Annotated in this window: 20 protein-coding genes; 3 read left to right on the forward strand and 17 right to left on the reverse strand. The window is 45.4% G+C overall.

All coding sequences use genetic code 11. The features are described from left to right. Positions 1-67: 67 nt before the first annotated feature. From MHH50_RS24305 to MHH50_RS24350, 10 genes are all read right to left on the reverse strand, one after another. Entirely contained in the window at positions 68-1,366 is a 1,299-nt protein-coding gene (locus MHH50_RS24305) for an NCS2 family permease (RefSeq protein ID WP_036677630.1), read from the reverse strand. Positions 1,367-1,605: 239 nt separating this feature from the next. Continuing rightward, on the reverse strand, positions 1,606-2,361 hold the full coding sequence (locus MHH50_RS24310) for a tRNA threonylcarbamoyladenosine dehydratase (protein WP_076277219.1): 756 nt from the start codon (positions 2,359-2,361) through the stop codon (positions 1,606-1,608). 61 nt (positions 2,362-2,422) lie between these two features. Next, positions 2,423-4,207 carry an aspartate--tRNA ligase gene (aspS, locus tag MHH50_RS24315; RefSeq protein ID WP_076278857.1) on the reverse strand — a complete coding sequence of 595 codons (1,785 nt, stop codon included), beginning with the start codon at positions 4,205-4,207 and terminating at the stop codon, positions 2,423-2,425. 55 nt (positions 4,208-4,262) lie between these two features. Next, positions 4,263-5,516: a histidine--tRNA ligase gene (gene hisS / locus MHH50_RS24320; protein WP_076304246.1), complete on the reverse strand. Its 1,254-nt coding sequence runs from the start codon at positions 5,514-5,516 to the stop codon at positions 4,263-4,265. Between the two features lie 192 nt (positions 5,517-5,708). Next, a complete protein-coding gene (locus MHH50_RS24325) occupies positions 5,709-5,846 on the reverse strand; it encodes a hypothetical protein (RefSeq protein ID WP_175617365.1) in 138 nt (45 codons plus the stop codon). 367 nt (positions 5,847-6,213) lie between these two features. Then, positions 6,214-6,663, reverse strand: coding sequence for a hypothetical protein (locus tag MHH50_RS24330; RefSeq protein WP_036677637.1), 450 nt, complete (start codon positions 6,661-6,663; stop codon positions 6,214-6,216). Between the two features lie 48 nt (positions 6,664-6,711). After that, the gene (locus MHH50_RS24335; protein ID WP_076105448.1) at positions 6,712-7,221 is read right to left on the reverse strand and encodes a type 1 glutamine amidotransferase domain-containing protein; all 510 of its coding nucleotides are present in this window, start codon (positions 7,219-7,221) and stop codon (positions 6,712-6,714) included. A gap of 150 nt (positions 7,222-7,371) precedes the next feature. Beyond that, positions 7,372-7,527, reverse strand: coding sequence for a hypothetical protein (locus tag MHH50_RS24340; RefSeq protein WP_175617366.1), 156 nt, complete (start codon positions 7,525-7,527; stop codon positions 7,372-7,374). Between the two features lie 133 nt (positions 7,528-7,660). Then, entirely contained in the window at positions 7,661-8,104 is a 444-nt protein-coding gene (gene dtd, locus MHH50_RS24345) for a D-aminoacyl-tRNA deacylase (protein ID WP_036677641.1), read from the reverse strand. 21 nt (positions 8,105-8,125) lie between these two features. Then, entirely contained in the window at positions 8,126-10,306 is a 2,181-nt protein-coding gene (locus MHH50_RS24350) for a bifunctional (p)ppGpp synthetase/guanosine-3',5'-bis(diphosphate) 3'-pyrophosphohydrolase (protein WP_036677643.1), read from the reverse strand. A gap of 313 nt (positions 10,307-10,619) precedes the next feature. On the opposite strand from MHH50_RS24350, the gene uraA reads away from it, so the two are divergent. Continuing rightward, a complete protein-coding gene (gene uraA / locus MHH50_RS24355) occupies positions 10,620-11,933 on the forward strand; it encodes a uracil permease (protein WP_038572987.1) in 1,314 nt (437 codons plus the stop codon). A gap of 252 nt (positions 11,934-12,185) precedes the next feature. On the opposite strand, the gene MHH50_RS24360 is transcribed toward uraA, so the two are convergent. The 6 genes from MHH50_RS24360 to MHH50_RS24385 form a co-directional block, all read right to left on the reverse strand. Next, positions 12,186-12,704 (reverse strand): adenine phosphoribosyltransferase, encoded by a 519-nt coding sequence (locus tag MHH50_RS24360; RefSeq protein ID WP_036677647.1) that lies wholly within the window; start codon positions 12,702-12,704, stop codon positions 12,186-12,188. Positions 12,705-12,849: 145 nt separating this feature from the next. Then, entirely contained in the window at positions 12,850-15,252 is a 2,403-nt protein-coding gene (recJ, locus tag MHH50_RS24365) for a single-stranded-DNA-specific exonuclease RecJ (protein WP_340033538.1), read from the reverse strand. Between the two features lie 29 nt (positions 15,253-15,281). Continuing rightward, the gene (locus MHH50_RS24370) at positions 15,282-16,232 is read right to left on the reverse strand and encodes a cation diffusion facilitator family transporter (protein WP_339169411.1); all 951 of its coding nucleotides are present in this window, start codon (positions 16,230-16,232) and stop codon (positions 15,282-15,284) included. Positions 16,233-16,375: 143 nt separating this feature from the next. Further along, on the reverse strand, positions 16,376-17,278 hold the full coding sequence (gene secF, locus MHH50_RS24375) for a protein translocase subunit SecF (RefSeq protein ID WP_052097271.1): 903 nt from the start codon (positions 17,276-17,278) through the stop codon (positions 16,376-16,378). Further along, on the reverse strand, positions 17,268-18,518 hold the full coding sequence (gene secD / locus MHH50_RS24380; RefSeq protein WP_036677653.1) for a protein translocase subunit SecD: 1,251 nt from the start codon (positions 18,516-18,518) through the stop codon (positions 17,268-17,270). The genes secF and secD overlap by 11 nt, the downstream gene beginning before the upstream one ends. A gap of 221 nt (positions 18,519-18,739) precedes the next feature. Beyond that, positions 18,740-18,991, reverse strand: coding sequence for a post-transcriptional regulator (locus MHH50_RS24385; protein ID WP_036677655.1), 252 nt, complete (start codon positions 18,989-18,991; stop codon positions 18,740-18,742). A 196-nt stretch (positions 18,992-19,187) separates the two neighbouring features. Here MHH50_RS24385 and spoVB point away from each other — a divergent pair, with 196 nt between their 5' ends. Continuing rightward, entirely contained in the window at positions 19,188-20,786 is a 1,599-nt protein-coding gene (gene spoVB / locus MHH50_RS24390; protein WP_076185511.1) for a stage V sporulation protein B, read from the forward strand. Between the two features lie 4 nt (positions 20,787-20,790). Here spoVB and MHH50_RS24395 read toward each other — a convergent pair whose 3' ends face one another. Continuing rightward, entirely contained in the window at positions 20,791-21,555 is a 765-nt protein-coding gene (locus MHH50_RS24395) for a DUF421 domain-containing protein (protein WP_076130399.1), read from the reverse strand. 226 nt (positions 21,556-21,781) lie between these two features. Between MHH50_RS24395 and MHH50_RS24400 the strand changes: the two genes are divergently transcribed. Beyond that, positions 21,782-22,174 (forward strand): TIGR04086 family membrane protein, encoded by a 393-nt coding sequence (locus MHH50_RS24400; protein WP_339169415.1) that lies wholly within the window; start codon positions 21,782-21,784, stop codon positions 22,172-22,174. Positions 22,175-22,187 lie beyond the last annotated feature (13 nt).

The following is a 22,187-nucleotide window of genomic DNA, read 5'->3' on the forward strand; positions in this document are numbered from 1 at the left end:
AACGCGGGCTAATAGAGCTAATAAGTGTGTAACAGGTCCCTCGCAATCAAAGAAACCGGATGCCGCACTATAGCACAGCCTGCAAAATAAAGTTAGCCACAAACAAACCAGCAATTCCATACAACGCAGGTGGCACTTCCTTCCCTTTGCCCAGCGCCAGCTTCACAATTGGGTAGGTAATAAAACCAAAAGCCATACCGTCCACGATGCTATAGGTGAATGGAATCATAACCATGATTAGAAAAGACGGGAACAGCTCGGTCAAATCACTTAAGTCCATCTCACGCACATTTTGTACCATTAGTCCGCCGATCACAATCAGGATCGGTGCGATCGCACTGTCGGGAATATAGGATAACAGCGGTAGGAATAAGAAGGTCGCCCCGAATAGAAGCCCTGTTACCAGCGAGGTGAGACCCGAACGCCCGCCCGCAGCTATTCCTGCATTAGATTCTGCAGCGGCCACGACCGGACTGCTTCCGAAAAGACCTGCGGCGATATTAGCAAGCGAGAGCGCACGCAGGCTGCTTTTGAAGCGTTCTGGACGGCCTGCCATCATCGTCTGCGAGGCTACAAGACCGATATTTTCAAATACAACGATTAACAATAACAGGAATACAGCAATCCAGAACACCAGGCTCACAATGCCGCTCCAGTCCATTCCGAAAAATAGGCCGCCATAACCTGAGAATACATGCCCTGAGGCCTGTTTTTCCGGTGCATGTGCAGCTCCCAGCAGGTAGGCTAGTCCTGTACCGACCAGCATACTTATCAGCAGGCCTCCGTTAGTTCCCCGGATAAATAACACTAAAGCCAGCAATAAAGTCACACAGGATGTAATAACTGCAGGATCACTAAAATGTCCTATGGCAACAAAAGTAGTCTGATGGGCAATCACTATCCCACTCTTTTGCAGCCCTATAAAGGTCAGAAACAGCCCTATACCGACTGTAATGGCATGCTGCAAGTTTTGGGGAATTGCCTCACTAAGAATACGATAAAGTGATGTGAAGGCCACGATAGCGAATAACACGCCTGTTATAACGACTACAGTAAGCGCCTCTCTCCAGTCCAGTTTCATGGAATGAACAAGCGTATAAGTGAAAAATGCGTTAATCCCCATCCCGGGAACTACGATGATAGGCGTCTTCCCGCCAAAAGCCATCAGCAGACAGCCGGTAATTGCGGTCAACAGTGTAGCCACCATTGCCGGTCTAAGCGGCATCCCCGCGTCATGGAGAATCGTCGCATTCACCATAACAATATAAACTGAAGCAAAATAGGAGAGAATCCCTGCAGCCCATTCCCGTTTCCAGTCATTCTCAGGCGCAAGCCCCACACTATTTCGCCAAAAATTCGATTTCATGTACAAAAACCTCCACTGATATTAAGTTCCGCAGGCGGATATTACCCGGATTATAAATCTAATAATCAGCCGTTCATCCCGGTTCAGCTATTATGCCTATTTGTGGCCTGCTTCTTGCAGAACCCGCCTGTTTAACGACAACAAAAGGGCGTACGCAGCCGGATTCCAGCTACTCGCCCTTTTGTCCATTACTCTAATCCTATAACTATAATTGAAACAGCCTCAGCTCAGCGATTCACTTACAAGCTGACGCCTCCAGCCTCAAGCAAGTCACGCACGGCAACGCTGACCATAATTAGGCCGGCTACCGGTGGAACAAATGAATTGCTGGCTGGCGGTTGTTTCGCTTTACGTCGATCCGGCGCATTCTCCGGAACAATCTTGTCCGTAACATCCTGACGTGGCTTCATTGGCGGCTCCGTAGAGAAAACCACCTTCACGCCTTTCTTAATCCCATCCTTACGCAGCTTCTGGCGAATGACCCGGGCAATCGGATCATACGTTGTTTTAGAAATGTCCGCTACCTGGAATCTTGTAGGATCCATTTTGTTGGCAGCACCCATGCTTGAGATCATAGGAATTCCACGTGCCAGACATTCTTTAATCAAATGGACCTTGTAGATAATCGTATCCGAGGCATCGATCACATAATCCGGTTTCAGCTTGAACAGTTCCTCATAGGTTTCTTCCGTATAGAACATGTTCAGCGCAATTGCTTCACATTCCGGATTAATCAGCCTCACACGGTCTACCATCAGTTCGGCTTTCTTTTGCCCAACCGTAGTAGTAAGTGCGTGGATCTGCCGATTCACATTGGTAATGTCGACGGAATCCTTATCAATCAGGATCAGTCTGCCGATCCCGCTACGAGCCAATGCCTCAACAGCCATACCGCCAACACCGCCGATACCAAGTACCGCTACTGTGCTGTTCTTCATAATCTCCAGACCTTCCGGTCCGATCGCCAGTTCCGTACGTGAGAACTGATGCAGCATGAGGTCAGCCTCCTTCAAAAGCTATGGCGAAGCAGAAATCTGCCTCGCCCGCTTTATTTAATTATTCTTTTTCTTTTTCTTTCTTTGGTTTAAGAGCCAGCTTAATATGCAGTTGCTCCAATTGTGAACCGTCTACTGGTGCAGGTGCATCCATAAGCAGGTCCGTTGCACTTGCTGTTTTCGGGAATGCGATGGTTTCGCGCAGATTTGTACGGCCCGCCAGCAGCATGATTAGACGATCTAAACCGAAGGCAATACCACCATGTGGAGGTGTACCATATTCGAACGCATCCATCAGGTAACCAAATTTCTCGTAAGCAACCTCATCTGAGAAGCCGAGAGCTTGGAACATTTTTTCCTGTACTTCACGTTTGTAAATCCGCATGGAGCCGCCGCCTACTTCATAACCGTTCAGAACGATATCGTAGGCTTGTGCACGAATTGCACCTGGATCTGTGTCGAACAGATGCAGATCCTCTTCACGTGGACGAGTGAACGGATGGTGTTCTGCTACATAACGTTTCTGATCTTCATCATAACCAAGCAATGGGAAGTCAGTCACCCAAGCGAACTTGAACACGTTATCGTCGATCAGACCCAGCTGACGTCCGATTTTGACACGAAGGGCACCTAGAACGTCCGCTACAACCTTTTTGGTATCAGCGGAGAACAACAGTAGGTCGCCTTCTTCAGCGCCTGTACGCTCCTTCACAGCGGCAATTTCTTCTTCAGTGAAGAATTTGACAATCGGCCCTTTGAACTCGCCGTCTTTCACTTGAATCCAAGCCAAACCTTTCGCTCCATAACGCGCAGCATAAGGTCCGAGATCATCGATTTCTTTACGAGTCCAAGTCCCACAGCCTTTAGCATTTAGACATTTCACTTCTCCGCCTTTTTCGATCACGGAAGCGAATACCTTTACGCCACTTGTGGCAACAATATCGTTCATTTCCACAAGCTCTAATCCAAAACGCAGGTCAGGTTTGTCTGAACCGTATTTGCCCATAGCCTCAGCATAAGTCAAACGTTGGAATGGAAGTTGAATATCCGCTCCTACAGTTTCTTTAAACAGACGTTGCATCAGGTTCTCCATCATGCCAAGCAGCTCATCCTGAGACAGGAATGAAGTCTCGATGTCCACTTGTGTAAATTCCGGCTGACGGTCAGCACGCAAATCTTCATCACGGAAACAACGAGCAATTTGATAATAGCGTTCAATGCCACCCACCATCAATAACTGCTTGTAGATTTGTGGAGATTGTGGCAATGCGAAAAATTCGCCTTCATGCACACGGCTTGGCACCAAATAATCACGCGCACCTTCCGGTGAGCTCTTAGTTAGGATTGGCGTCTCTACGTCAATAAATCCTTCACTGTCAAGGAAATCGCGGAAAATCTTAGAAGCTTTCGAGCGTAGCAACAGCGTTTTTTGCATTTCTGGACGACGCAGATCCAGGTAACGATATTTCAGGCGAAGAGATTCGTCTACTTCCACTCCATCTTCGATGAAGAATGGAGGGGTCTTAGCAGCGTTCAGCACTTCGATATCTGTAATTTGAACTTCAATCTCACCTGTTGGCAGATTGCGGTTAATGGTTTCTTCATCACGTTTAACCACTTTTCCTTTGACAGCCAAAACATACTCACTGCGAACCTTATCCGCAATTTGCAGTGCTTCGCCGGAGTAGTCCGGGTTGAATACAACTTGCACAATACCGCTTCTGTCACGCAGGTCAATAAAAAGTACGCCCCCAAGGTCGCGGCGGGTCTGGACCCATCCGTTCAAGGTTACCGTTTGTCCAATATGTTCTGGTGTTAATTGCCCACAGTTATGACTTCTTTGCATAATTCACCATTCCCCTTTTTATTTAAAAATACATTTCTACTTAAAAAGTCTTCTTCTATACCAACGCCTGAGCCAGCTCTTCGAGCTTCACAGTCTGCTGTTCCCCTGTGCTCATCGACTTCAGCGCAATTACACCATTCTTCAGCTCGTCTTCGCCAAGAATCGCAGTATAACGTGCCGACATACGGTCAGCTGACTTCATCTGTGCCTTCATCTTCCTGCCGAGGTAGTCGCGTTCTGCCGAGAACCCTTGGCTTCGCAGAAAGTATAGCTGCTTGGAAATTTCAATGTCAGCCTCTTCGCCAAGAGCTACAAAATACACATCCAGTGGCTTTGCAGTCTCCAGTGCTACCTTCTGATCTTCCAGAATAAGAAGAATACGCTCCAGCCCGATCCCAAAACCAATACCCGGTTGATCCGGTCCACCGATTTCTTCAACCAAACCGTTGTAACGGCCTCCGCCGCCTACGGTATCAATAGAGCCAATGCCAGCTGCTTTATATTCAAACGCAGTATGCGTGTAATAATCCAAACCACGTACAAGACGAGGATTAATCGTGAACTCCACACCCATAATGTCGAGATGCATCTTAACCTTCTCAAAATGAGTTATGCATTCATCATCCAAACTGTCCAAAATGGAAGGCGCATCTGTAAATTTATCCTGATCCACCTTGCAATCCAGCACACGAAGCGGATTACGCTCGATTCGACGCTGACAGTCACTGCAGAGGTTATCCTTCATCGGTCTAAGGAATCCCAGCAGCTTCTCCCGGTAAGCCGCACGGCTTGGTGCATTACCCACGGAATTAAGCTCCACTCTTACATCCTTAAGACCTAGATCCTTATAGAATTGATAGCCCATAGAGATTACTTCTGCATCAATAGCCGGATCCACGGCCCCAAACGCCTCAATCCCAAACTGATGGAACTGGCGATATCTTCCGGCCTGCGGACGCTCATAACGGAACATAGGTCCGATATAATACAGCTTGCTTACATCAGGTTCACCGTATAGCTTGTTCTGAACGTAAGCCCGCACGACACCAGCCGTTCCTTCTGGACGAAGAGCCAAATCACGGTCGCCTTTGTCCTTGAACGTATACATTTCGCCTTCCACAATATCCGTTGTTTCGCCTACTCCACGTTCGAATAACCCTGTGTGCTCAAACATAGGTGTGCGAATTTCCCGGTAGTTAAAACGGCGGCATAAATCTCTGGCCTTCCCCTCAATATACTGCCATTTCTCCACAGCACCCGGAAGCACGTCCTGCGTTCCTGTTGGTTTCTCGAATCTTTCTTTAGCCACAGTCTATCCCTCCTAAAAAATAACCCCTCTAAAGCTGTTCTCTTCATCTGTTTCTATTGCAGAAAAAGCAAAAAATCCCTCGCCCTGTTTTATAAAAAAACAGGGACGAGGGATTATCATAACCAATAATACACCACGTGGTACCACCCACATTCCGGATCAGTAAAAATATACTGAAGCCGCTCAAAGCGGTTAACGCCCGCCTACGCGTAAACGGCTACTGATCGCGGCAATCAACATTGCCCACTTTCGCCGTACGTTCTCGGGGAGGTCATTCATTCGCTCATCAACAGAATCCTTGCAGCCAAGCGATACCGGTTCATCATCCACTTAAGTAGATGTCATCCGAATCGACAAGGGATTCTTCTCTGGAGTTGTGGGTTCTCGAATTACTTGGTCCCGTCATCAAAACCATATGATAAAATCGTATATTGTTAACATTCTACTGAACTACTGCATTAAAGTCAAGGTAGTAAAAAGGATGCCTAGTATAAATTTTGACAGCTTCCGAGTTTTTTATTCAGCAATTATATTGTAACAAAAAAAATGACCTGCAGCCGAATGCTGCAGGTCCATCATCATATATTATTAAAAAGGGGGTCATGCCTTTATTATAAACACGCTATATTAAGGAATCATGTACGTAATATTACGATTATATTACATTCCATGAAAGCGGTTTATTTTTAATAGAATACTATTCGAATTGTTCAACATAGGCCCCTTTGCCCCGAAGGATTTCCACAACTTCATTATAATTTTCTTCTGCTATACTTAGCTCCATCACATAACGAAGTTCACTTAAATCCCCATCTTCGAGATCTCCTTCTGCCACGTTCGCACTAACCTGATCTTCATTCACACTATAATGTGTTTCAGGGTCAGCCCGAGTGTCGGAAGCGGCAATGCCAGGAACCAGCATAGCTCCAGCTGCAGGTGTGCTAGCCGTTCCAAGCGTTCCAGTTGTGCCTGCGACTACAGATGCACTATCCAGTGGAATGATTGGAAACAGAATATTACGATCATTGCCGATAGGGTCTGTGAGTGGCCAAACCTCCAAGCCATCCACCTTATAGCTAATCAATGCTGTTTTTGCGCCTTCTGCTTCATTTTCAGTTCTGAAATACGCTTGGATTTTTCTGCTCATTGCCATTACCTCCTTGGATTATAAGACTCTAAAATAAAAAATGCTTATTTATTTCAGGACCTTCAATATTTCACGAACAAATGCAGGCTCATCTTTTGGTGTACGCGAAGTAATGTAATTGCGATCAACCACTACTTCCTCATCCTTAAACTCCGCGCCGGCATTCACAACATCATCCTTCAGCGGAGGATAAGAGGTAATGGTGCGTCCCTTAAGCAAGTCTGCACTGATCAGAATTTGCGGTCCGTGGCAAATAGAGGCGATAGGCTTGCCTGCTTCATTTGCTTCTTTTACAAACTTCAAAATATCAGCATTTTGCCGTAAATTCTCGGGGGAAGAACCACCCGGGATGACAATCGCGTCATAATCACTTGCTTGAACATCGGCGATCGCCTTGTCTGCTGCGTAGGAGACTTCTTTCTTTTTACCTAGCAAGGTCTCCCCTTTTTTCAAACCAATAATGTCAGCTTGATGTCCTGCCTTTATAATTTCATCATAAGGAACCTTCATTTCAGAATCTTCAAAATCATTAGCCAGTAAGAAAGCAACGTTACTCATGTAATAGTTTCTCCTCTCTGTCTTTAGCAATTAATGATGTTCTAATTATTCTTTCTTGTGGTCTATTACCCTTATGAGGATGCTTTCTAACCTTTAATCGGAAAAAAGGCTTCCTTCACAACACCGAAAAAGCCGCATTTTCCACCCGCTTCAGGTACGCGGCAAGAGATTGCGGCTTCTTCCTTTCATCACTAGTGGTTCGGTCTCGCCGTCTAGCTTTTTGGCTAATGCACAGGCTTCCATAGGACTCCCAGTCGGTAGTGCCGGGATACTTCTCCATACCCATGCCTTCTGTGATTGTCTCATTCTTAAACTCCTGCCTTATGCGTGATATCTGCCTGCATTTAGTTTATCCAGCCCAAAGAAGCTCTATCCGCATAAAAAAAAGATGTCGAAAGTTAGCTCCGGCCAGAAGCAATCTTCGACATCCTCTATTTCGTTAGCTGCGGCTATCCAGAATGAGAGTAACTGGGCCCCAATTGGTCAGCGACACATCCATCATCGCTCCAAATATGCCCGTCTCCACCTGAAGACCTCCAGCTCTAAGCTCTTGATTAAAATAATCATAAAGACGCTCGGCCTCCGCAGGAGCTGCAGCTCCCATGAAATTCGGCCGTCTTCCCTTACGGCAATCTCCGTATAAAGTAAACTGGGACACTGAAAGAATAGCTCCGTTAGTATCCGTGACACTATAGTTCATTTTGCCAGCATCATCTTCAAAAATACGCAGTCCAGCTATTTTATCCGCTAAATATTTGGCATCCTTCTCTGTATCTTCATGGGTAACGCCGACAAGCAGCATCAGGCCATTGCCAATCGCTCCGGTCACTGTCTCATCCACGGTTACTTTGGCGTCCTTACAACGCTGTACTACAACTCTCATCGCACTACTTCGCTCCTTGCCTTATTGCATGATCCGATTCACTGTATATACATCCTTGACTCGTTTCACTTTATCTACAACGGATTGTAGATGCTCCGTATTACGAATAAGGATGGTCATATGAATCATTGCCATCTTATTCTTGTCAGAGCGCCCAGTGACCGCTGAAATGTTCGTTTTGCTCTCGGACACAGCCTGCAGTACTTCATTGAGCAGTCCATTGCGATCATGGCCTGTAATCTCAATATCCACACTATAGTTTGCTTCCATCGTGCCTTCCCATTCCACTTCAATCACTCTAGCTGCTTCTTCTCCGTCACCTTCACCCGGAATGTTAGGACAATCCTGGCGGTGTACAGATACGCCCCGGCCCCGTGTAACATAACCTACAATGTCGTCACCCGGAACCGGGTTGCAACATCGTGCAAAACGAACAAGTAAGTTTTCAATTCCTTTTACACTAACGCCATTGGTGGGTTGATTTCGTCTCTCGCCGGAAGACTTGATCTCCTTCATCTCTGAAGTAAGCTCCAAGTGGTTAGCAGCTTCTTCCTGCTCCTTGCGCAGCTTCTCCGTCAAACGGGAGGCAATCTGCGAAGCGGTAATCCCACCAAAACCAACGGCAGACAACATATCCTCTACATCATTAAAAGCAAATTTTTTCGCAGCTTCCAACAGTTTTTCATCAGAAATCCACTCGGAAACTTCAACATTCAGGCGCTTCAGCTCACGTTCAATCGCTTCGCGACCTTTTTCGACATTTTCCTCACGTTTTTCTTTTTTGAACCATTGTTTAATTTTGCTTCTTGCGTGAGAGGATTGTGCAATTTTGAGCCAGTCACGGCTAGGTCCGTAAGAATGCTTAGACGTCAAAATCTCAACAATATCGCCCGTCTTCAGCTTGTGATCAAGCGGCACGATCCGCCCGTTCACCTTGGAACCAATCGTACGATTGCCCACTTCTGTATGAATGCGGAACGCGAAGTCAAGAGGCACAGAACCGGCAGGAAGCTCAATAACCTCACCTTTAGGAGTAAATACAAACACGAGGTCTGAGAAAAAATCCATTTTTAGTGATTTTACGAACTCTTCGGCATCCTTAGCTTCATGCTGCAGCTCCAATATTTCGCGAAAGAAAGGCATCCGATTCTCCGGATTAGCATTATTACTGCTGCCTTCTTTGTATGCCCAGTGTGCGGCTATCCCGTATTCTGCCGTGCGGTGCATTTCCCAGGTGCGAATTTGCACCTCAGTAGGCTCTCCGCCTGGTCCTACCACAGTAGTATGCAGAGATTGATACATATTGGCTTTTGGCATAGCTATATAATCTTTAAAACGCCCCGGCATTGGCTTCCATAAGGTATGAATAATTCCAAGGGTTGCATAACAGTCCTTAATATTATCCACAATGATACGAATGGCCAGCAGGTCATAAATTTCATTAAACTGCTTATTTTTTGTGCTCATTTTGTTATAAACACTGTAAATATGCTTCGGGCGACCGGAAAGATCACCTTCAATGCCCATTTCATCCAGCTTGGCACGAATACGGCCAATTACGCTGTCGATAAATTGCTCACGTTCAGCCCGCTTCTTATGCACCAGATTAGCAATCCGGTAATACTGCTGCGGGTTCAAGTAACGAAGCGCAATATCCTCCATCTCCCACTTAATCGCGGAAATCCCCAGCCGGTCAGCTACAGGACAGAAGATCTCCAACGTCTCATAAGAAATACGGCGCTGGCTCTCTTCAGATTGGTATTTTAACGTTCGCATATTATGCAGACGGTCCGCCAGTTTAATGACAATGACCCGGATATCCTGGGCCATAGCAATAAACATTTTGCGGTAATTCTCGTTCTGCTGCTCTTCCTTTGAGCGAAAGCGAATGCGTTCCAGCTTCGTTAAGCCGTCAACAAGCATTGCGCAGGTATCGCCAAATTTAGCGCGGATTTGTTCCAGTGAGACCGTCGTATCTTCCACCACATCATGCAAAAGCGCTGCAACAATAGATATAACATCCATTTGCATATTGACGACAATATCTGCCACCGCCAGCGGATGCAGAATGTATGGCTCCCCCGACTTGCGGATCTGCCCGTGATGAGCCTGATCGGCAAATTCATAAGCTTCCCGGATGCGGAGAAGATCTTTATCTTTTATATAGGCGCCAGCCTTATCAATTAATCGCTCAATGCCCATTCTCGTCGTATCCGATTCCTTTCTATAATAAAATGAACCCGCAACTGTTCAAAAATCTGCAGGTTCCAATCATTTCATTTGTCCAAGCTTACTTACGCCCTTATTCAAAGTTGTCTATAATTATGAGGCTTAAGGAGGATTACGTCAACACTTGCCATCTCATGGTATTCCAGAAGTAAAAGTAATTAAATTCGGACAAATTAATAACACTTGTGAAAATGTTGTTGTAAAAAAGCCAAGTTCTATTTAATCTAGTAAAGGCGGATTTTCGCCGGACAACCTAATATCAGATAAGAAAGAGGAGTGAACTCCATTGCAACGCGAAATTCAAGTTAACGAAAAACTTCCATGGGGCCCAGGCTTTCTATTAAGTCTCCAGCATTTGTTTGCCATGTTTGGCAGTACAGTGCTAGTGCCTAACTTGTTCGGGGTCGACCCTGGAATGATTTTGCTTATGAATGGTATCGGTACATTGCTGTACATTTGGATCTGTCGCGGTAAAATCCCTGCGTACCTTGGTTCCAGCTTTGCCTTTATTGCACCGGTATTGTCAGTACTCAGTCGTTACCCAAATGATCACATGAAAGGATACTCGCTTGCTTTGGGTGCTTTTATCGTCACTGGTATTATATTCGTGCTCGTGGCATTGATCATTCGTTATGCAGGAACCAAATGGATTGATGTTGTTTTCCCTCCAGCAGTAATGGGAGCGATCGTAGCTACGATCGGACTTGAACTTGTACCTGTTGCCGCACGAATGGCAGGACTTATTGCTCCTGAAGGCGTTGCAGTTGCAGACTGGACTCCAGATGGCAAAACAATCGCACTTTCTATGGTGACACTTGGTGTAACTGTAATTGGAGCTGTACTCTTCCGCGGTTTTCCAAAAATCATTCACATCCTTATTGGTATCGTCACTGGTTATGGTTTAGCATATATTTTGAAAATGGTGGATACCGCTGCTATCTCTAATGCAAAATTTTTAGCGCATCCTTCCATTGTTACTCCTTCATTTGATTGGAATGTAATATTCACTATTATCCCGGTATCATTAGTTGTTATTGTTGAGCATATTGGACATTTACTAGTTACAAGCAATATTGTCGGCAGAGACTTGGCAAAAGATCCTGGACTTGACCGCTCTCTGATGGGGAACGGGATATCTACAATTATCTCCGGTTTTATCGGTTCTACTCCAAATACAACCTACGGTGAAAATATCGGGGTTATGGCGTTGACTAAAGTATATTCGGTATATGTAATCGGCGGCGCAGCGGTGATTGCTATTCTGCTTTCATTCTCTGGTACTTTCTCCTCCGTCATCGCTAATATTCCAACCCCTGTAATGGGTGGTGTATCCCTGTTGCTGTTTGGTGTAATTGCGGCTTCCGGATTACGTATTTTCGTTGAGCAAAAAGTTGATTTTTCCAAGGCTACGAACATGATCATGGCTACGTTGGTACTCGTTGTCGGAATCAGTGGTACAACCCTTACTATGGGCAACGTTAAACTAAGTGGTATGGCGCTGGCTACAATTGTTGGTATCGTATTGGCACTGTTCTTCAAACTCATTGAAGTGCTTGGACTGTCTAATGATGGCGGAGAAAGTGATAAAACTGCCCATTAATCGATTGTAAAAATAGAATTTTAAAAAAGCTGCTCCAACATCCATTTATGGACTTGGGCAGCTTTTTTTATTAACTCAGATACAAAACAGCAACTCTCCGCCACAAGGCAGACAGCTGCTGTTATTATCTTACATTTTCCAATTAATGTTTAACTTCCACACTTTGCGTCACGCGCTAATCTTTGCACTTTTCAGCATAATTCGAGCGCCGAATCCCCGTTTATTTCCCGGGAAAAGACAAACTTCACAAGATTAATCCTCGTAATTCACCAAGGAAAGAACTTCAACTCCAGAAAGCTTATTACGCCCAGCAAGCTCAACCAGCTCAATCAGAAAAGCAGCACCTACCACTTTACCGCCAAGCTGTTCTACAAGGTTAACCGAAGTAGCAATGGTTCCACCAGTAGCCAATAAATCATCAGCGATCAATACTTTTTGACCAGGCTTGATGGCATCTGTATGAACAGCAAGGGTGTCCTTGCCATACTCAAGATCATAACCTACCTCTATAGTCTCATATGGAAGCTTGCCGCTTTTACGAATCGGCACAAAACCTACTCCCATCGCATAAGCAAGAGGTGCTCCAACTACGAAGCCACGTGCTTCTGGTCCAGCGATAACGTCGATTTCCAAATGCGCTACGAGAGCTTTCAACGCGTCAATCGCTTGGCGGTAAGCCTCACCGTCTTTAAGCAATGTGGTGATATCTTTAAAACTAATACCTTCTTTAGGGAAATCAGGAATCACACGAATACTATCTTTAAAATCCAAATTTATCATCTCCTATAAGTTTTGTAAGCATAAGCTGCTTTGATTTCAGATCGACAAAACTTGCTTCGTAAGCATTCGCTTTGTTATATGAGCGTTGCATTTTTATACACCGTTGGGTACGCTCAGCATCTCATATTCGCATGGATTATGATACGCCTAAACGACGCGATAACATCCAGTCCTGTAACTCTGACAGGCTGCCCTCCATGAAGTATTGCTCCATCTCCGCCATCTGTCCCAGTCGGACAAAATGACTCGAAGCTGTCAGACTTTTAGCTACTGGCTGAGTAATAAACGCCACACTTCCCTGACTTCTTTTAATAAAATCAAGCTCCTCAAACACATCAAGCATGTTGTTAAGCATGCGGATACTTAACGAGGACTGGCGGCTTAACCGCAGCAAAACTTCGTTCTCAGGCGTTGCAACTGAGGTGATCGAAGCCAACAGTTTATATAGTATTTTGAAATGATCCCGTGTCGGAGTAATAAGTCGTTCTCGGCCATCCTTGATAGAATGCAATAACGCAATATTATCAGCATTAGGGAAGGTTTGGAGCAGCGCATCCAGTTGTTCAGGAGTCTCCGGCATATCCAGTATGCATAACAGAGAGACATGCCCTGACTCCTGAAGGGGCTCATCCTTAACAGCAGCGCTAATGCCAGCTTCTTTATCATATACCCATAAAGACATTCCTATCAATTCACTTGCAGGCGTACTACGTCCGTTCTGAAACACTGCAGCAGCTCGATACGGACCCGCACCACTATAAGGAAGAAGTAGTTCTCTAATATGTGCGGCTTGCCGTACGGCGTCAGCAGCACCACGAAGATCGAATAACTGGGCATCCTGCACAGATAAATCCTGCAGCATCAGCTGTGATTTGCGTGAGCCATTCCATTCATTGATCGACAGTTCAGCTAACACGTTGATCGTAGTACCCGCCGGTAGCAGCCTGGATAAAGCGCCTTTACCAAACGCCAAGGCTTCAATGCTGTTTTTCCCCTGCTGCAATACAATCTTCAGGTGTTTTCCATCTTGACCCATTGTACGTGTCTCTTTCACGGTAGCCCCACGAATAATAAACTTCGGCAACGGATTAGACATTCCGAAAGGTGCAAGCCTTTCCAATTCTAGCGCGGTCTGCAGTGATAAATCCGAGATTGACACCTCTGCATCAGCGGAAGCAACAGGAACGAAATGCTCTGGCGTTAACACCCCGGACGCATATTCATTTAATGCTGCAGCAAAGACTTCTAATCCATCCCGATGCAGGCTCATTCCCGCAGCGGCTGGATGACCTCCAAAATGATCCATTAACTCAGAACAAGAAGAAAGTGCAGCGTAGATATCAAGTCCAGGTATGGAGCGAGCAGAACCTTTGCACATTCCGGTCTCTGGATGTATATCCAGAATGATCACAGGCCGATAATAACGCTCCAGCAGTTTGGAAGCCACTATACCTACCACACCTACATTCCAGCCATGATCAGCAAGAACAATGATGTCTGGGATTTCGCCACCCTGTGTCATCTGCTCCAGCTTGGCAGTGGCCTCAACAACAATTCTTTCTACCACCAATTGGCGTTCTTTGTTAAGCAGGTCAAGCTCTCCAGCTAGCTGCTCTGCCTCAGCCGCATGCTCGGTAGTGAGGAGGGACACAGCCCGTCCAGCATGATCCAGGCGACCACTGGCATTGATGCGCGGCGCCATGCCAAAAGCGATATTGACCGCACTCACAGTGCTCATGTTCACACCGCTGACAGCGAGTAAGGCACGAATCCCCGGGAAACTTGAATGCCGCATACTTTCCAAGCCATTTCTAACAATCTCACGGTTCTCGCCAAGCAGCGGCATTAAATCCGCAACCGTTCCTATCGCTGCAATCTCTGCCCATTCTGTGGGAGTCTCTTCCCCTAGAATAGCCTGAGCAAGCTTATAAGCCACACCTACGCCCGCTAATCCTTTGAACGGATAAGGGCAATCTGGCAGCTTGGGATTAATAAGCGTATAGGCCTCTGGCAAAAGCTCAGGAGGTTCATGGTGATCCGTAACGATCACATCGATCCCCAGTTCATTAGCGTAAGCAACCTGATGATAAGCGCTAATGCCAGTATCTACTGTAATGATTAAGGAGACACCTTGCTGTAAAGCCCAATCCAGGGCATGATTATGCAGCCCATAGCCCTCGTTAGAGCGGTGTGGGATATAAATATCAAAGGAAGCGCCTAAATAGCGCAGCAGATGAATCATAAGTGCTGTGCTGGACACCCCGTCGGCATCATAATCGCCATAAATAAGAATATGTTCTTCATCTTTTAAAGCCTTTCTAATTCTAGGAACCGCTTCAGCCATTCCTTTGAGTAGGAACGGATCATGCTGTTCTTCCTCACTGCCATCCATGAAGCTTAGAGCTTCATGAGGCGTGTTCATTCCTCTATTTACTAATAGTGAGGATAAGAGTGGAGAAATAGAAAGGCTCCGGGCCATATCCCTAACTGTGTCGGGATTGGCTGCCGGAGATTGCCATCTTGTTTTTGAATAAAGCAATAGAACTCACCTTTCTCTCACCTTGCAAACTACTGAAGCAACGTAGGAATATCATTATCCGGCAATTCATAATTGCTTTTGTACGGATAGCCGGGATCATAAGGAACAACGTCCATATGCACCTCACCGACATGAACAAACCGGTGCTGCAGCAGCTTCCTAGCGCATTCCGAAATATCCTGTGCTTCCATCACCGTAATCCGCGGATTCACACTGATTTTCACTTGAAGATTCACATAATTCCCTTGCTCAAGTGCCTTCAAATGTTCTACGCGAATGACGCCATGAACACGTTGCACTGTTTCAATAAAATTAGCGGCTTCCTCCGAAGGAAGCTCCTGCGCATTTTTAGTGTTAATAGAGCTAGCAATGAGTGAATAGCCTTTACGAAGAATTAAAACTCCGGTTAAGAGTGCGGCAATAGGATCCATATAAGATAGAGGATGCCAATAGGTACCACCCATGGATAACGAAATTCCGACTAATACTGTGATAGATGTATATAAGCTGAAACGATGACTATTAACATATGCAGCATGACTGCCATCACCTATTTTTTTAAAGTAGCGATATTGATATTGAAAAACAGCTTCTTTAAACACAATAGATACTAAGACGGTTACAAACGCCAGCTGTCCGTGTGTAGATGATTTTCCATCTGTTAAGTCGCGGATTGCAGAGAATGCGATCTGCAGTCCCCCCATAAGAATAAATACCGAAAAAAGTATAGCCAGCAGCGGCTCCTTAGTGCCCCGCCGTTCTTCGATCCGTTGCTTACTCTTTCTCACTTGCTCAGAGCGCCACGGAAGAATATCCGCCAATTTAGCTGCTGCATCTGCTCCGGAATACAAAGCATCCCCCATTAATGCCTTGCTCCCTGAAATATAGCCAAAACTCCCCTTAGCTACTGCCAAAGTAACATCGCTAATGATCCCTGTCCAAGCAACCGTCTCGCTTTGCGGTGATCGTTCTTTATTCATACGAGGCCCTCCTTACCAATAGCAAGTAATCTCATGATGATTCAATACACATGACATGACCCTAAAGATTTCGAAAGCCGCGTCGCATTTGACGCGGCTTTCTTAAACGTATAAGAAAAGTAGAACTTCGATGCTAATTTCTTCTAACCTTTATTCGGGCTGCTCTTCACTTTAACCTTCTCACGCTTTTTAAGCACTAACCAGAGTGGACTTGCAATAAAGATGGAAGAGTAAGCTCCGAAGAGCAAGCCGATTACCATCGCAAGCGAGAACATCTTAATCGACTCGCCTCCGAACAATAACAGGAAGAACGCCGCAATAAATACGGTAAATGCAGTATAGAGAGAACGCATGAGCGTTTGAGCCACACTTTTGTTCACAAGGTGTTTCAAGTCTTCATAAGTTTTCTGTTTACCAAAACGTAAATTCTCACGGATACGGTCAAAGATAACGATCGTATCATTGATGGAATAACCGATGATCGTAAGCACCGCTACAATGAACGTCAAATCCACTTCCAAGCGGAAGATAGAGAAGAGCGCGACTACGATAAAGGCATCATGGAGCAAGGCCACAATCGATGCCACGGCGAAACGCCATTCAAAACGAATACTTACATAAATAATAATCCCCAGACAAGAAATCAGAACTGCATAAATAGCATTACGTGCCAATTCTTTTGCCATTTCAGTGTCCACGGTGTTAATTTCAAATGATGCTTTGTCATCCAGCTTAAGGATTTCAGCTTTTAGGGCTTCATCTTGAGCCTCATCAAGAACTTCGTCATAACGAATATTCACACGCTGATCACCAAACGAAATCGTCGGTTCATGATCGACATCGATTGCACTAGTTGCAGTCTTAACCTGATCCAAGTTCAAATTCTTGGATAGGGAGATGTCCACATTAGATCCAGCTTTAAAGTCAACGCTGTAATTCAGGCCAAATGTCGCCAGGAAAATCAATCCTGCTACTGTCAATGCGATAGAGAAAATATAGAAATATTTACTCAAATGTACGAAATCAAGCTCTTTCTTAAAGCGCACGGATTTCACTCTCCTTAACACCGAAGCTCTTCGGTTTGTTCAGCTTACCCGCTTTGACAAGCTGGCTAAGCAACCAGTGGGAGAAATAAAGATTCGTGGCGATACTCAGCACGATTTCTACAATCAGCACCAATGCAAAGCCTTTGACCGCACCTGTACCGAAGGCAAACATAACTGCTGCCACAATAATAGTAGTCACATTGGAGTCCATTACTGTCCGGAAAGAGGATTTATTCCCTGCCTTAACGGAGGACAGTATACTTTTTCCACTGCGCATTTCTTCCCTTATCCGTTCGTTGGTAATGATATTAGCATCTACCGCCATACCTATACCCAGAATAAATGCGGCTATACCAGGCAGCGTCAAGGTGAAGTCCGCGAAGACGAAGACCGCGATTAGCGCCCATGTATGCAAGAGCAAGGCAAAACTAGCCAAAAGACCTGGCAAACGATACATTCCGATCATGAAAATAAGGATAATCACAGAAGCCAGCAGACCTGCTCGAATCGTTTGATCAAGCGATTGCTTACCCAGGGTAGCACCCACACTTTGGGAATATTTCTCCGTCAGCTTCAGTGGCAATGCACCTAGGTTAATCGTGTCTGCAAGTTCGCGCGCTTCCTTAATTGTATAGTTACCAGAAATAGAAGCACTGCCATCGGTAAGTACTGCTTGTACCGTAGGGTCAGATAGTTTGTTCTCATCCAAGTAAATTGCGAGATTCTTTCCCAAGAGACGTTTAGTAATCTCTGCAAATTTGTCCTTGTCCTTAATCTTGATGCTGATGATTGGCTGATTCAGGTTATCCCGTCCAACTTCTGCAGCACCTTCAACAAAATCACTACCTACCAGTTCGATTTTGCTGTAAGTTCCCTCAGCGTCACCTTCAGCAGCACTACGGAAAGTCAGAACTGCAGGTTCCTTCATTTTTTTACGAACCTCGGCTTCATCCGTTACGCCCGCAATTTTCAAACGGATACGGTCCGTACCTTCAGTAGTTACCTCTGGTTCACTTGTTCCGAGCGCATTCGCCCGTTTTTCTAAGCTTTCCGCTGTCTTCAGCAGAGAAGCTCGGGACAATGCTGCTCCCGCTTCCATAGGCTCAGCATGATACAAAATCTCAAATCCGCCTTTCAGGTCAAGACCAAGTCTAACCTTGTCCAGCAGTCCAGGAGTAGTAAATGCCATAACGCCTGTCAAAACGAGCACGGTAATAAAAAAGCCCATTAGTCTCTTCATGCTCTAGCTAGTTCCCCTTTCATTAACTCAATATTCCTATTATAGCTACACGCGAAATGACCGTCAATTCACAGCATTGATAGAGCTATACTCACACAAAGAAACGGCCGCCCCTGCCTAAATCAGCAAGACATCCGTTTTAATAGGAGATGTGGAGTTATTATTCTCTTACTTTACTGCTTTATCAGGCAGTTCGCAAAAAGAAATATGTGGTTTATTGTTCAGTTCAACCCCCGATAGGCCGCAATAGTCAAATAATTCATGTAACTATTGGCTTTCAAGGAATAAATGTCGTTTACCAGCTTATGTAGGGGAGGCAAGCCTTCCTTATCATAATTACGGCTGATGCAATCCCAAATATCCTTGCTGGTTACATACTCATAGCCGAGGAGCCGGAATTCTTCAGCTTTGCTGCGGCACATGGCTTCGATTTCTTCACTATGTTGATCATGATTCCACTGTTCCGATTCCACGTGTTGACACCTCCAAAGATCGCTCATGTTCGTATGCTCACCATAGATATTCGACTCTTGTTCTTCGCTTTCCTTCTTCCGTCACAAAAAGTTAATGCCACTAAAACAAGGCATGCCGAGATAGGGGTACAGCATATCCATAAGAATAGACAAGTTCGCCAGCGTTTTATTTCATTTTGGGAAGAAGGCGTGACCTTTGAAGAAACAGAGCTTTATACAAGGAACTTTAATCTTGCTAGCCGCCGGCATCATTAATCGGATGCTTGGATTTATTCCCCGGATTGCTTTACCCCGTATTATCGGAGCAGAAGGTGTGGGTCTGTATCAGCTCGCGTATCCTTTTTTTCTTGTGCTGGTTACTGTCATTACAGGCGGGATTCCACTGGCGATAGCCAAGATGGTAGCGGAAGCAGAAGGAGAGAATCGGCCTGAAAAATCACGGCTGATTTTACGTACTGGACTTGCTCTTAGTATTGGACTTGCAATCTTCTTTACATTGGTTGCTTTGGTAAGTGCCTCATGGGTCTCCAATGTTATCTTAACAGACCATCGAGTTTATTATACGTTTATTGCCATGATCCCAATGATTGGGATTGTCGCCGTATCTGCAATTTACCGCGGTTATTTCCAAGGCAAGCAGAACATGATTCCATCGGCGCTCTCCTCCATCTTCGAATCTTTAGTTCGAATATTCTTTATGCTCTGGTTCTCCTGGTTGTTGCTTCCTAAGGGTATTGCTATGGCGGCGGCTGGAGCGATGTTAGGTGTGACGGTTGGAGAAATTGGCGGAATGTTAGCGATTCTGTGGCAATATTATGTCATTACTAAAAAAGATAAAAAGCAGACAAATCCGACTCCAGAGCAACCCGCTCTCGAGCCGGAGGTTATCCCATCTGATACACAAGGTGTGAAAGCCAACTCCCCCATATTACGGCGGTTACTAGGCATATCCATTCCCGTTACGGCAAGTCGGCTTGTAGGCTCTTTTTCTTATCTGCTGGAATCTATTATTACTGTGCGCAGTCTCGCCTTGGCAGGTATAGCCGCTGCTGCCGCTACAGCTCAGTACGGGTCTTTACAAGGGATGGTTGTTCCTTTATTGCTGCTGCCCGGGGCATTAACCTCTTCACTTGCCGTGTCTCTGGTTCCTTCCATATCAGAAGCTGCGGCAAGAAAGGACTTGCCCACCATTCACAAGCGTATGCATCAAGCGTTGCGGCTTGCGCTGGTAACAGGGGCTCCTTTTGCTGTTCTTATGTATATCCTGGCGGTTCCGCTATGCAATTTGTTATATGGTAACGCGGATACAGCTCCTATGCTGAAGCTCATGGCTCCATTCGCCTTGTTCATTTATGTTCAAGCTCCTTTACAAGCTGCGCTGCAAGCTATGGATCGACCGGGCAGGGCACTCATCAATACCTTAATTGGAGCAGTAGTCAAAATCATTCTGATCGTAATACTGGCATCGCAACCTGAATATGGAATTTACGGCGCCATCATAGCCATTATTGTGAACAGCATTCTGGTTACGATGCTTCACGGATACAGTGTGGTCAGTCTTATTTCATTATCTTTAAGAGTAACTGAAACCATAAAAACCTTATGTGCAATGGTCATTATGGGAGCGGGCGTGCATTATGTATACACTTCCATTCCCATTGCAGATGTACAATGGATTCAATTTATATTTGCCTCTGCGATAGGAATGGTCCTGTATTTCGGAATCAGTCTGTTAGCTGGCCTTATCTCAATTCGTGACTTGGACCGTCTGCCGTTTATCAAACGCAGGCTCTAAAAAGCTATCTGTTGTCCAAACGGTCGACATAAATTCTGCCCTTATGATCTATGGAGCATAGAAATACATTTTTGAAATCAGATACTCCTTTTTGACGAATTTGAGTTCTTAACCAAAATCTGGTTTTTCCAATCATCTCTAAATTCTGATCCTGCACCTTGCCATCCATAATCAGAGGGATTGGAAGTCCTTCATATCTGATCTTATTCTTCGGCAGCTCTATCTTACGGTTCTTATTTCCTTTATTATCGTCACTCTTTTTATGCTCAGCAGCTGCACTGCTATTGCCTGATGGGTTAGAGGATGAACTCCCCTTCTCTTTCTCGAATACCGTTAGCTGTCCACTAGGCTCCAGGATTGCAAATTCCACGTCAGCAGGACTGGCGATGTTCTGTCCACGCAATTGCTGCAGCAGATCATCGATATTATATCTCTGCCTACGCATTTCACCCCGGTGCAGCTTGCCGCCAGAAATGAGTATGCTCGGTTTGCCGTCCATTAAAAGTCTGAGCTTTCTGCTCTTAAGACTGAGCTGAGCCACAATTACCTGTATCAACACCAATGTTGCCATCGGAACGACTCCTTCATAGATCGGCCGATTAATATCCTCAAGCACAAAAACAGCAATCTCAGCAATCATGATGGAGATCGTTAGATCAAATACAGACAGCTTACCTATTTCCCTCTTCCCCATGATGCGCATACACAGGAATATGAAGAAATACATCAGCACGGTCAAGAAAATATGGGTAGAGATATGCTGGAACATATAGCTTCGCTCCCCTCCATTCTCACCCGCAGACTTGTTTCCTCGGGTGGATTAATGTAACCCTATTCTGACCGCTCTGTGCAGGGAACATTCGGAAGCCGGCATATTAATTAATGGTAAAAAGGCTGCAATGCCCTTTCTTGTACTATTGGGGCAAGCCATCCCATACAATGAATAATAACTATGTTGATTCTTTTTCCTCAAAAAAACTTTAGGAGGTTGTACCATGTATTTAATCCGGCGCATGTTCTCGTGGAGAATAGCCAATCCTGTGTTATCTGGCCTATGTCGATCATTCCTTTGGATGCTGATGGGTGCGTTTGTCCTCTCACTTTTGTTATGGGGCAGCAGTCTGAAGGAGCAGGATCTCTCAATGTACACGTACATTGTACACGGCATAGCTGCAGCATTCGGAGGACTAACCGCCGGTCGCAGAGCCACGAGCAAAGGCTGGTATCAAGGAAGTCTTACAGGCGCATTTTATGGGATTATCGTTCTGTTGATCGGTTTTTTGGCACTGGACAGCGCACCCTCTGGTGTGGATCTGCTATGGGTTCTGGCAGCTGCAGCAATTGGCGCTCTCGGCGGAATATTTGGCGTTAATTTACAAAAAAGCTAAAATTATAATTCCA

It is taken from the genome of Paenibacillus sp. FSL H3-0302 (assembly GCF_037982245.1).
Taxonomy (GTDB): Bacteria; Bacillota; Bacilli; order Paenibacillales; family Paenibacillaceae; genus Paenibacillus_AQ; species Paenibacillus_AQ odorifer.